Source organism: Streptomyces sp. NPDC079167 (genome assembly GCF_040686735.1).
Lineage (GTDB): Bacteria > Actinomycetota > Actinomycetes > Streptomycetales > Streptomycetaceae > Streptomyces.
The window spans coordinates 1-11,689 of the sequence record NZ_JBFBLO010000039.1; the positions used below are offsets into that span (position 1 = coordinate 1).

Sequence of the window (11,689 nt, forward strand, 5' to 3'; positions counted from 1 at the left end):
GGAACAACTCCCACAACTCGTCCGGCACCAGCCGCTCAACGATCTCCACCATGACTCACAGACTACCGAGTCACCCAAATGAGATGGCTTCTTAGACGCCGCCGAGGGCCCGGATCCGGATGCCAGACGACAACATTTTCTCCCAACCCCACCCACCTCTCGGCCTGTCACACTGTTTCCCCAGGTCACAGGGGTGGAGGGGTTGGAAACGCGATGTGTCCCGGGAGATCCTTTTCGAACCGACGGGACCCATGAGGGCAAGGCATACCGGCAGAACGGCCATCCCGGGTGCCCTGCGCCCTCCGGCAGAGCAACGTCGTCAAGCGGGGAGGTAACCTCGCGCCGTGCCTGATGGCCGGGCCGGCGCTGGCCCTATACGTCGTCGAAGCTGGGCTGGCTCCATGGCTGGTCGGGGGGGGTGAACCTTGGGCGCCGAGGAGCTGGGTGATCTTCTCGGCTTCATCGCTTGAGAGATCGGAGAGCAGGCGCGTCGTTGTTCCGAGGAGGGCGTCCAGCGGTACCTGGGTACGTGCGCCGCGGGCGTTGGCGATCCCGGTGGCGAACATGCACTGGAGGGTCTCGCCGGAGGGGATGCGGGCTTCGGCTTCGATGACTCCCTCGGCCTGTCCCAGCGCGTCGCTGATGCCGTCAAGTCGGGTGTCGTGGGAGATGTCGAGGTCGCGCAGCGTCTCGCGTTCGTCGGCCTTCGCGCCGGTGAGTGCGAACAGCACGGTAAGCCCGCCCAGCGTGCAGAGCAGGTGCAGTCGCAGGCCCCATAAGTACCGAGTTCGACGCGCAGTAGCCGTAGTCGGCCCAACCGGCCAGAACCGAGCGCTTGGCCGTCTCGCGGGAGCTGCCGCAGCCGACCGGGGTGTAGTCGACCACCCGTCGTCGCTGCACAGGGTCGTGTCCGAGGCCAGAGCGCGGATCATGTACGTGAGCAGGGACGATGCGGACCGCAGGCGCTTGTTGTAGCCGGACTGGCCGGGCAGGTACGGGAACAGGTGGCGGAAGTCCCGTCCTGCCCGGCACAGCCAGCGCCGCTCGGATGTGCAGCCCAGGAGCGCTGACATCACGGCGAGCGTGAGGAGCTCGGCGTCACTGAGCCTCGGAGCGATCCCGACGGCCGGCCGGGCAGGCAGCAACCACGGCGAAGCCCTCAACTCGTCGTCGATCCGGGCATAGAGTGCAGTCGCGAGGGTGTCCAGATCTGTCTTCACACACTGACCGTGGACGCCCTCGCGTCATGTCCGCAGGCGACCCGGTGATCCGGGCTGTCCCCAGCGCGGTGACTATAGGTCGCGGTCCATCCGCAGGGCCTGGATGAGCCAGGGGTACACCGGGACCAGGTTCGGTACTACCTGCCAGCCGTTGACGATCCAGACCAGCCTCCAATACCGGTCAACCTTGGGATCGTGCGCTTCTTCGAACCTCCGGGCCATCCAGTACCGGAACTCCTTGTCAGCAGCGTGTCCGAACACCTCGCTGAAGCGTTCCACAAGGTCGTCGATGACGGGTGCAGCCCTGTCGGTGAGTGGGTCAATGCCGGACTCCATAGCTTCGGTCACCTGCTGACGTGTAAAGGTCATCAGTTCCTCGCCGACCTCGGTCTCAATGGCGGGCGTATGCCCGGCGGCCTGGTGCAAGGCCATTCGGCGCATCCGGGTCCGGAACTCGTCGTCGCTGACCAACTCAGCGATTTCTACCCAGGCGGCGACCTGCTCGCTGGACGGGTCGTCGGGGAGACTGGGAGCGGCAGCACGAACCATGGTCGCCGCGGCCAGGTCGGCATCCACCGTGCCGAATGTGCCCTCCACGAAGTCGTCAATCAAGCGCCGTCGCTCCTCGACGGACAGCTGCGTGAGCCTGTGCATGAGCGTGGTCTCCTCGGGATCGGAACCGCGTCCAGCTACGACTCGTAGAACACTCCGACGCAGTTGCAGCGCCCGGATCTGGACGTCGATGGCCTCGACGTGCGCAGCCGCGACTTCCGCCACCGAGAGCTCCCGGTCCATAACCCGCTGAATCGTGGCCAGGTCGATGCCCAGCTCACGCAGGGTGCGGAGGAGTTCCAGGCGACGCAGTGCGTCGAGGTCGTAGAGCCGATAGCCGGCGGGACTTCGAGTGGTCGGCGCGACCACCCCCGAATCGGAGTAGAACCGGATGGTCCTCACAGACAAGCCGGTCCGCCGGGACAGCTCCCCGATCGAGTAGAGGGTCGTCGCGTCCATGCCCCCTACCCTGCTGTCTCCAGTCACTGGAGACTCAAGGCTATGACACAGCCGGGCCCCGGCCGAGGCACTCCAAGTCGCCGGGCACGCGTCACGCCGTCTCCATAGACAGCCCGGACGGTGGGCTGCCTTACACACGCGGCGCAAGCAATGGAACCGACAGGTGCCACCGCTCGCGGGGCCTACGGCTACAAGCCCTTGGACTCATTCATCTAGAGAGCGCGTCCTGTCACGGCAGGCAGCCTCTGGCCCCCTCCCCGTTGGGCCAGGGGCTGCTGAAGCCACCGGACCTCGCGTGCGGGCTTCGGTGTATCAGGTCCAGCGCATGCCGATCGCGGACAGCAGGTCCACCCGCTCCGGGGACAGCGCCGCGGCCCTGCTCCGCTGGTTCCCGACCCATGCCCCCAGCTTGTCCTCCCGGACGTGCCCGTCCTCGCCCACGGTCCGCTCGATGTGTTTCCGCGGTACCTGGAGGTGTCCCTCGCGCTCGTAGAACTGCTTCGCGGCGGCGTAGTTCATGGCTTCCACTTGTCGGCCTGTCGTGGATGGAGCCGCCGCTGCGGGTGACGCAGATCCAGCGGCCGGCGTGGTTGCGGCTTCTCGTAGACACGGGCGGTGCGGTCGGAGTTGTTGCGGATCGAGCTGCCGGGGTCGGGGATCGCGGAGGGCAGGTCCTTGACGCTGCCGTCCCCGAGGCGCGGCGTACCCGGGGCTGCCCGCCGAAGTTGATCTCGGGGTAGATGCAGACGTAGCCGGACGGGCAGCGCGAGTGGACGCGCGCTCCGCCGTCGCCGGTCGGGACGCGCGCCCACGGCACCGGAGGCGGTGCGGATCGTCGCGGCGGGGGATGACGCGACGATCCGCTCCCGGGGCGCCGGCCCGTGTGGGGGCGGACCGCGGCCGGGCTTCGGTGGTCAGGGGGGTCAGCTCGCCGGCACGGCCTGGCGACTGGAGGAGGCGCGGAGGATCACGGCGAGGGCGACCAGGGCGATGCCGAACCAGACGACGCTCGTGACGCCCACGTGGTCGGCGAACAGGCCGCCGATGAGGGCGCCCAGGGCGATGCAGGTGTTGTAGGCCATGGTGTTGAGCGACATCGCGGCCTCGAAGGTGTCGGGGGCCGCCGCGAGCGTCATGTTGATCTGGCTGAGCTGGACGACTCCGAAGGCGAGGCCCCACAGGACCATCGCGGCGATCACGCCGACGTCGTTCGTGCCGATGGCCAGCAGCATGACGAGTGCGGCGATCATGATCAGGCCGCCCACGATGAAGCTGCCCCGCAGGCTCTTGTTGACGGTCTGGCCGCCGATGAAGTTGCCGATCGCGCCGCCGGTGCCGAAGACGATGAGGACGACGGTGATGAAGCCGACACTGGCGGACGTGCTGTCCTCGAGGTAGGGCCGGACGAACGTGTACGCACCGAAGTGGCCGAGGACGAAGAAGACGACCATGACCAGGACCACCCGCAGCGGCACGTTCTTGATGGGCAGTTCGAAGACCTCGCGGACCGAGACCGCGTTGGCCGACGGCAGCGACGGGATCGTGATGGCGACCGCGAGGAGCACCAGGGCGCTGAGGCCGGCCCAGATCAGGAAGGTGGCGCGCCAGTCGCTGGCGCCCTCCAGCAGGGTGCCGAGCGGGATGCCGACGACGGTGGCGATCGAGATGCCGGACATCACGACGGCGGCGGCCCGGTTGGCATGCTTCTCCGGGACGATGCGCATGGCCATGCTGACGCCGATGGCCCAGAAGACGCCGCTGGCGAAGCCCATGATCAGGCGGGTGCCCAGGATCAACGGGTAGTTGGGGGCGATCGAGGTGATCAGGTTACCGACGGCCAGGACGGCCAGCAGCGCGGTCAGCAGGCGGCGCCGGTTGACGCGCCTAGTCCACGCCACGATGAACGGCACCCCCAGACCGGCCGCGACGCCCTGGGCCGTGACCATGAGGCCGGCCGAGCCCACGGAGACCCCGAGGCTCTCGCTGAGCGGGGTGAGCAGGCCGATCGGCATCAGCTCGGTGGTGAGGAAGACGAACAAACTGGCGGTGATGGCGGCCACTCCCAGCCATCCCCGGGCCGGGGTCAGCGGCTTCTGTGGTGTGGTGGGGGAATTCGTCTCGTCTTGAATGGTCATGTCATCTCTCCGGATGTGGTCATGGCGTGGGGACGTGCGCCCGCCGTTATCCGCTGCGTTCCTGTTCCAGAGCGGGTTGGTCGGGGGAGGGTGGAGCGGTGCTGCGGGGTGGGGCCGGCGGAGTCTGCTCGGGCTTCGGTTTGGGCGGGCGGGGCTGGCCGAGCACGACCGCCAGGAGGATGACGGCCATGCCGACGATCTGGGGGACGGACAACGTCTGGTCCTTGACGAGGTAGCCCAGCAAGGTCGCCACGATCGGGCTGCCCAGCGCGAGGAAGGAGACGGCGACGGCAGGCAGCCGCTCGATGCCTCGGAACCAGACGATGTAGCTCAGGACGGCGCCCAGGGTGATGAGGTAGGCGAACCCGATGATGTTGGAGCCGGTGAGACCGTCAGGGAGGTCCTCCAGCGACAGCCAGAACGGCAGCAGGACCAGGCCGCCCGCCGTGAGTTGCCACCCGGTGAACGTGAGCAGGCCGACGCCCTCCGGCCGGCCCCACCGCTTGGTCAGCGTGATGCCCGAGGCCATGCACAGCGCTCCGCCGACCGCGGCGAGGACACCGACGGTGTCGAGCGAGACCGTGCCCTTGAAGACGAGCAACGCCACGCCCCCCGTGCCCATGACGCAGGCCAGGGCGTGGACGAGTCTGATCCGCTCACTGAGGAAGAGGGCGGCGAGAACGACCACGAACATGGGCTGCGCCGACATGATCATGGCGGCGATGCCACCGGGCAGCCGGTAGGCCGCGACGAAGAGCAGGAAGTTGAAGGCGCCGATGTTCAGAACGCCCAGGACCAGCGCGCGCCACCACCAGATGCCGACGGGGAGCTTGCGGCCGAGGGCCAACAGCACCAGGCCGCCGGGCAGAGCCCGCATGGTGGTCGCCAGGAGCGGCCGGTCCGGAGGCAGCAGCTCGGTGGTCACCAGGTAGGTGCTGCCCCAGACCGCCGGAGCCAGGCCGGTCAGGGCCGCCGTGAGTACGTTCTGTCTGTTCTTCATCTTGCCTCGCATCCCGTGGGAATCACCGTGGCTCCCGACGTCCGTCCGGCCGGCTCAGTCGAAGATCGGGTCGCGATCGCGACCGCGCTTCAGCTCGAAGAAGCCGTCCGTGCCCGCCACAGCCAGCACGCCGTCCCAGAGCCTTCCGGCTGCCTCGCCACGGGGAGCGGGGGTGAGCACGGGGCCGAAGAACGCCAGCGGCTTCCCGTCCGGACCGGGGACGTGGATCACGGGGGTGCCGACCTCGGAACCGACCGGGTCCATCCCCTCGTGGTGCTCGGCCCGCAGCGGCTCGTCCCAGGCGGTGTCCTCCGCGGCCTCGATCAGGTCGGCGGGCAGATCCGCCTCTTCGAGGGCGGCGCGGATCATGTCGTGGCCGAGCCCGGCCTTCTCGTGGTGGATCAGGCGGCCCATGGCGTTGTAGAGGGGGCGCAGCGTCTCGTTGCCGTGCCGCTGCTGTGCCGCGACGCACACCCGCACGCAGGCCCAGCCGTCGATCATGCCCTGGCGGTACTTCTCCGGGACCTCGCGGCCCTCGTTGAGGACCGACAGGCTCATGATGTGGAAACGGGTTTCCAGCGGCCTGACCTGCTCGGCCTCCAGCATCCAGCGTGAGGTGATCCACGCCCAGGGGCAGCGGGGGTCGACCCAGATGTCGGCGACGGTCGTCTCGGAACGCGGTGGCGTGGTGCTCATGGCGGTCGCTCGTCCTTTCGGTGTCACACGGCGTGAGGGCGCGCGCGGGCATGCCTCGGCGTGGTGCGCCCAGGTCCCGGAGCAAGCAGGGCAGAGGGCAGCGGCGCAGCGGTTTGCGAGCAGGCCGGAGGGACCTCGATCAGGGGCCCGCCCGGCGCGGTCAACCCGCAAACGTGCCTGCCGTGTTGGTCGTCACCAGTGTCGGGCCGGGCCCGTCGATGAGTCCAACACATGCTTGTCACGCGATGGATCTCGTATCACGATGGATCCGTGGAGCTTCAGCAGATGCGCTACGTGATCGCCGTGGCCGAGACGAACAGCTTTACGCGGGCTGCCCAGCGCTGTCTGGTGGTCCAGTCCGCGCTTAGCCACCAGATCGCGCGCCTGGAGAAGGAACTGGGTGCGAGGCTCTTCGAACGCACCAGCCGCCGGGTCCGGCTGACCCCGGCGGGCGCGGCCTTCCTGCCCGCCGCCCGCCAGTGCCTGGACGCGGCGGAGCGGGCCGCCGCCGAGGTCGCGGCGGCCGTCGGGGAGGTGCGCGGGCGCCTCGCGGTGGGGCTGATCCCCACGGTCGCCGCCGTGGACGTTCCCGCCGTCCTCAAGGACTTCCAGCAGCGCCATCCGAAGGCCCGGATCAGCCTCAGCGTGGGAGCGAGCGACGAGCTCGTCGAGCAGGTCAGGCAGGGCGAGATCGAGGTGGCCTTTCTCGGTATCCCGGTCACGGCCCGCCCCCGGGGCGTCATGGCCCGGAAACTGGCCCAGGAGCGGCTGGTCGCCGTGGTCGCCCCGGACCACCCACTCGCCGGCGAGGCATCGGTCGACCTCCGCCGACTGTCCTCGGAGGTGTTCGTGGACCTCCCGGCGAAGACCGCCGGCCGGGCCCAGTCCGATCTGGCCTTCACCGCCGCCGGCCTGACCCGCGAGGTCGCCTTCGAGGTGACCAACGCGGACTACCTGGCCCGTCTGGTCGGCGCGGGTCTGGGCGTGGCCCTGCTCCCGCCCGCGTACGTCGTGGGCCTGGCCGGGATGGCCACTATCGAGGTCACGGACGCACCGGCCCGCGCCGAGTACGTGATCTGGCGCCGGGAGAGCCGCACTCCGGCGGCCGCCGCCTTCCTGGAGCTGCTGGGCATCGAGGAGGAGTGACCGGCCGGGCCCCGTCCGGGGACCGTCTGTTCTTCCCCTCCCGGTCAGGGTTTCATGAATATCGGATCATCCTGCGGACACGGCTGCGGGCTGCCGAAGCGTACGGGGCTGTCATCACTGGAAGGCATGTTTCCATGCGAGTGCGAGTAAAAGACTTCGATCACTTGGTGCCAATGTGCGCGATGTCGAGCGTTCCCTAGAGTTCTACTGCGGGACACTCGGCCTGGAACCGGTCCGCGTGGACGAATGGCGGGCCGGCAAGGCCCCGTTCCCGTCGGCACGGGTCAGTCCCACCCTGATCATCGATCTGTTCGACCGCCCGCGCACCGAGTCGAACGTCGACCACTTCTGTCTGAGCGTCGAGCCGCTGGACCGGCAGGAGGTCATCGCCTCGGGCGAGTTCACCGTGCTGGAAGGCCCCGTCGGCCGCTACGGCGCCCGAGGCGACGCGCAGTCGATCTACGTCGAGGATCTGGACGGCAACACCGTCGAGCTGCGCTGGTACCCGCAGGACGTGCGGGGCTGACGGGCCCCGAGGGGGTGCCGGTGCTCCTCGCGCCGCGTACGTTGCGGTGAATCTCCAGCGTCGCCGTCGAGCGGTTGAGCGTGATGTACTGCAGCCCCGGCGCCCCCTCCGCGAGGAGCCGCTCCGCCATGGCGGTGGCGTACTCGACGCCGATGCGAAACCCGTCCGCGGGGTTGTCGGACGCGGCGTCCAGGCGGTAGGCCGGTTCCTCGGGCAAGGCCGCGCCGCTGAGCTGCGCGAAGCGGGCGATCTGGCGTACGTCGGTGGCGGGCATGATCTCAGGGATGATCGGGGTTCACAGCCCGCGGCGGTCACCCGGTCACGGAGCCGCAGGTAGTCCTCGATGTGGAAGAACATTTGGCGGCCGACGCCCCGCTCAACCCGCATCAAGCCTGTCGCCTACGTCCACCGCATCCCGATCGCGGACAGCAGCTCTACCCGCTCCGGCGTCAGCGTCGCGGCCCGGCTGCGCTGGTTCCCGATCCACGCACCGAGCCGGAGGTCCTGCGCCTTCTGGTCCTCGCCCATGGTCCGCTCGGTGTGCTTTCGCGGTACCTGGAGGTGTCCCTCGCGCTCGTGGAACTGCTTGGCGGCCTGGTAGAGGGTGCGGCGCGGCTTGGGCTTCTCTTCCTCGGTTGCGGGAGTGATGCCGAGAACCTCCTCGCACAGCCGCTGCTGGACGGTGGTCAGGTTGTCCCATCCGAACCTGACTGTGCGCACCCACCGTCCGAGGTCCTCGCCCTGGCGGACGACGTCGCCCGGCCTCGTGGGAAGGGTGCCGCCGGCGTGCAGGTGGTGGCGGACGAGGTGGAAGGCGCGCTGCCACTCCACGGACCCGGCCGGGCACCAGGACGGGTCGACCTCCTCCAGCTGCTCGCTGCCGTGCCCGCGAGCGTGCCCCGGGTCCGCCGTCAGGCTCCAACGCAGTTTCGTGCCCCCCACCCGGCGATGTGCCGGCAGTGCACCTCGGCGGCCGGCGGCATCCACTGGGCCGGGTCCTGGTCGGCCTTGGACCGGTTCGAGCGGGCGGTGACCGCCACCAGACTGGTGGCCGATGCCTGGTCATTGGCGTACGCCTCATGCCGCTGCGGCGTCCACGCGGACGCGCCGCTGTCCCTCTCAGCTCTCCGCCAGGGGCACCATGGTCGATGTCGAGTCCGGAGGCTGATGTCACCCATACCTGGTCGTAGTAGGAACACCAGCTGCCGCCCGACAGCCGGCACCCGGCTCCGACCGAGGGCGGCTCGACCGCCTCGTCGATGATCTCCCGCAGGCGGGAGCATCTTGCTCGGGCAAAGGGCCTGTCTATGAGAGCCGAGGGGGCCTTACAGGACCTGCGGGCTGGTTCACGGCGACGGCTTTGTAGAACGTGTAGTGGAAGGTTCCATCGTGGGTGGTCCGGTGCAGGTCTGCGATCCCCCGGTCCCAGTCAGCCGGAGTGATCAGGGCGGCGGCCAGCGCATTGTCTCGAACGGATTCGACCATCGCAACGAAGGTGTTCCGGGTGAAGCCGTCGACCCACCCGGGCCGGGTCTGGTCGGCATAGACCGTGAGTGGACGGACTGCCACACCGTCGTACCCGGCGTCGGCCAGCAACGGCTGAAGTTGCCGGCCGAGCAACGCATTGCCTCCCGCTGCCGCCTGGAGACGGATCTGGCAGTCGATCACTGCCCGGGCATACGCACTGTCAGGATGGAAGACAACCGACCCGTGGTCCCCCTCGATCACGGTGATGGTGCCCCCGGGCCGCAGCACGCGCCGTAGCCCGGCCAGCGCTCGCCGGGGATCTGCCAAGTGCTCCAAGACGAAGCACACGAAAACGTGGTCGAATTCCGCGTCAGCGAAGGGAAGATCGAACACGTCTGCGCGGTGCCACTCCACTAGTGCCTCGGGCGCGATGCTGGCGACGTGGATACGGGCCTGCGCGAGCGACTCCTCGGACTGGTCGACCGCGACAATCTGTGCCCCCGGGCTGGAACGGAGCAGATGGCCTGTCTGAGCGCCGACCCCGCAGCCGAGCTCCAGCACCCGACTGCCTGCGGGGTAGATGGTTCCGGCGTGCAGAAGCTGCGCCAGCGTGTCCGCCTGATCGCCCAGCCGACGGCTCTCACGCGGTGAGTATCCGTGTACGTATCGGGCCGCCGGAACAGGGGCGAAAGGTGGTGTGGTGGTGTCCATGGCTCCACCCTGCTGCCACTATGGCCCGGTGAACAGATCCAATGGGGGCGCCCCTGACCGGTCCATAGCGTCTGGGGCCGACTTCCTACATCTGGCCATCGGCGAAGCGCCTGGCGGCGGGAAGTCCGAGTGGCTCGCCCAGCAGATCCGGATCGCGCTGGCGGACAGGCGCCTGCCGGTGGGATGCAGACTGCCCGCCACGCGGGTCCTGGCCTGCGAACTGGGCGTATCCCGTGGCGTGGTCACCGAGGCATACAAACGCCTGATCGAGGACGGCTATCTCGCCGGACAAGGGCGCAATGGAACGATCGTCGTCGGCGCACCCGCGACGACGACAGCACTCACGCCCCCTCCGCTCACCCGACCGCCTTCGCCTCGCTCAGTGTTCACCGCCACGCCCGACGCAGACGTCTTCGACGCGATGCGCGCGGCGCGTGCCCGGATCGACTTCTCCCCGGGACTTCCCGACCTCGCCGCGTTCCCACGAGCGGCGTGGCTGAGCGCGGAACGCCGTGTCCTGGACCGCCTTGCGGCATCTGACCTCGGCTACGGAGATCCACGCGGCACGCCGACCCTCCGCGTGGCCGTCGCGAACTGGATCGCCCGTAACCGCGGCATCCGGGCGGACCCCGGCGACATCCTCATCGTCGCCGGCACCGCCCAGACGCTCACCCTCGTAGGCCAGGTGCTGCACAGTGACGGCATCTCGGCGGTAGCCATGGAGGATCCCGGCTCCCTGGGCGCCCGCCAGCATCTACGTAACTGCCAGTTGGGCACCCCGCCCGTCACGGTCGACTCGGAAGGGGTGCGTGTCGATGAACTGGGCGCCACGGGCGCAGCGGCCGTGTTCCTGACACCCGCTCACCAGTTCCCCACCGGTGTCGTCCTGCGCGGCAGCCGACGCAGCGAACTGATCCGCTGGGCAAGCGAAAGCGGCGGACTGATCATCGAGGACGACTACGACGCCGAGCACCGCTACGACCGGACGCCCGCGCCAGCCCTGCGGTCCGTGCTCGCCAACAACGTCTTCTACGCCGGGAGCGTGTCAAAGCTCCTCGCTCCGGCCCTGCGGATCGGGTGGGTCATCGCCCCGCCGAAGTACCGCGACACGCTCGTGGACGCCAAGCGGTTCACCGACCTCGGTAACGCCGTCCTCCCACAACTCGTCCTTGCCCAGTTCATCGAATCCGGCGCCCTGGAACGTCAGCTGCGCCACCTGCGCAGACACCACCGCCGCCGGCGGGACGCCATGGTCAATGCCATCGCTGCTCACCTGCCGGGCGCGATCGTGCACGGTGCCGCAGCGGGCCTGCACCTGACCATCACGTTCGAGGCCGGGTTCGCCGACACAGACATCGCAGCTGCGGCACTCACACGCGATGTGAAAGTGCACCCCTTGTCCTGGCACTGCCAGCGCCCGCGTCGACCGGGACTGGTCCTGGGCTACGCCGCAAGCTCGGCGACCGACATCAGCGAAGGAGTGACGACACTCGGCGAAGTACTCAGACGGATGTCCTGATCGGTGGATCGTGAGGGCCGTCCGCTCCTGAACTGTGGTCAGGGAGCGTGACGGCTTTCGCGTCGAACCCGGGCCACTGGTCATGTCGGCGTCTGGATCGACCGGCGCTTAGACCGTGTCCTATGTGGTGAGTCGAGCGAGTCGTTTATAGCAGCAGAGGGCTGCGGCGAGGCCGAGAAAGGCCAGGTAGTTGCGGGGGTGGCGTTCGTAGCGGTGGTTGAGTCTGCGGTAGCCGGTCAGCCAGGACATGGTGCGCTC

7 protein-coding genes and 8 pseudogenes are annotated in these 11,689 nt (G+C 68.8%); 3 read left to right on the plus strand and 12 right to left on the minus strand.

All coding sequences use genetic code 11. From position 1 onward, the window contains the following. Positions 1–674 precede the first annotated feature (674 nt). The 7 genes and pseudogenes from AB0P41_RS35585 to AB0P41_RS35615 form a co-directional block, all read right to left on the minus strand. Positions 675–1,220, minus strand: a pseudogene (locus AB0P41_RS35585) (IS982 family transposase); the annotation flags it as partial. Between the two features lie 72 nt (positions 1,221–1,292). Beyond that, entirely contained in the window at positions 1,293–2,231 is a 939-nt protein-coding gene (locus AB0P41_RS35590; RefSeq protein WP_365936154.1) for a MerR family transcriptional regulator, read from the minus strand. A 312-nt stretch (positions 2,232–2,543) separates the two neighbouring features. After that, positions 2,544–2,753 (minus strand): annotated as a pseudogene (locus AB0P41_RS35595) (helicase associated domain-containing protein); the annotation flags it as partial. Between the two features lie 190 nt (positions 2,754–2,943). Beyond that, a pseudogene (locus AB0P41_RS35600) lies at positions 2,944–3,048 on the minus strand (peptidase inhibitor family I36 protein); the annotation flags it as partial. A gap of 106 nt (positions 3,049–3,154) precedes the next feature. Next, positions 3,155–4,366, minus strand: a complete 1,212-nt coding sequence (locus AB0P41_RS35605) for an MFS transporter (protein WP_356706675.1) — start codon at positions 4,364–4,366, stop codon at positions 3,155–3,157. A gap of 46 nt (positions 4,367–4,412) precedes the next feature. Continuing rightward, positions 4,413–5,366 carry an EamA family transporter gene (locus tag AB0P41_RS35610; protein WP_365936155.1) on the minus strand — a complete coding sequence of 318 codons (954 nt, stop codon included), beginning with the start codon at positions 5,364–5,366 and terminating at the stop codon, positions 4,413–4,415. Between the two features lie 54 nt (positions 5,367–5,420). Further along, positions 5,421–6,062, minus strand: coding sequence for a disulfide bond formation protein DsbA (locus AB0P41_RS35615; RefSeq protein WP_365936156.1), 642 nt, complete (start codon positions 6,060–6,062; stop codon positions 5,421–5,423). 231 nt (positions 6,063–6,293) lie between these two features. Between AB0P41_RS35615 and AB0P41_RS35620 the strand changes: the two genes are divergently transcribed. Together AB0P41_RS35620 and AB0P41_RS35625 are read left to right on the plus strand one after the other, a co-directional pair. After that, positions 6,294–7,208, plus strand: coding sequence for a LysR family transcriptional regulator (locus tag AB0P41_RS35620; RefSeq protein ID WP_356706680.1), 915 nt, complete (start codon positions 6,294–6,296; stop codon positions 7,206–7,208). A gap of 134 nt (positions 7,209–7,342) precedes the next feature. Continuing rightward, positions 7,343–7,734, plus strand: a pseudogene (locus AB0P41_RS35625) (VOC family protein). Positions 7,735–7,765: 31 nt separating this feature from the next. Here AB0P41_RS35625 and AB0P41_RS35630 read toward each other — a convergent pair. The 4 genes and pseudogenes from AB0P41_RS35630 to AB0P41_RS35645 form a co-directional block, all read right to left on the minus strand. Next, positions 7,766–8,094 (minus strand): annotated as a pseudogene (locus tag AB0P41_RS35630) (methylenetetrahydrofolate reductase); the annotation flags it as partial. A gap of 39 nt (positions 8,095–8,133) precedes the next feature. Beyond that, positions 8,134–8,610 (minus strand): annotated as a pseudogene (locus AB0P41_RS35635) (helicase associated domain-containing protein); the annotation flags it as partial. A gap of 27 nt (positions 8,611–8,637) precedes the next feature. Further along, positions 8,638–8,998: pseudogene (locus AB0P41_RS35640) on the minus strand (HNH endonuclease); the annotation flags it as partial. A 41-nt stretch (positions 8,999–9,039) separates the two neighbouring features. Next, positions 9,040–9,912 carry a methyltransferase domain-containing protein gene (locus tag AB0P41_RS35645; protein ID WP_365936157.1) on the minus strand — a complete coding sequence of 291 codons (873 nt, stop codon included), beginning with the start codon at positions 9,910–9,912 and terminating at the stop codon, positions 9,040–9,042. Positions 9,913–9,940: 28 nt separating this feature from the next. Here AB0P41_RS35645 and AB0P41_RS35650 point away from each other — a divergent pair, with 28 nt between their 5' ends. Continuing rightward, positions 9,941–11,431, plus strand: coding sequence for a PLP-dependent aminotransferase family protein (locus AB0P41_RS35650; protein WP_365936158.1), 1,491 nt, complete (start codon positions 9,941–9,943; stop codon positions 11,429–11,431). Between the two features lie 120 nt (positions 11,432–11,551). On the opposite strand, the pseudogene AB0P41_RS35655 reads toward AB0P41_RS35650, so the two are convergent. Further along, positions 11,552–11,689: pseudogene (locus AB0P41_RS35655) on the minus strand (IS5/IS1182 family transposase); the annotation flags it as partial.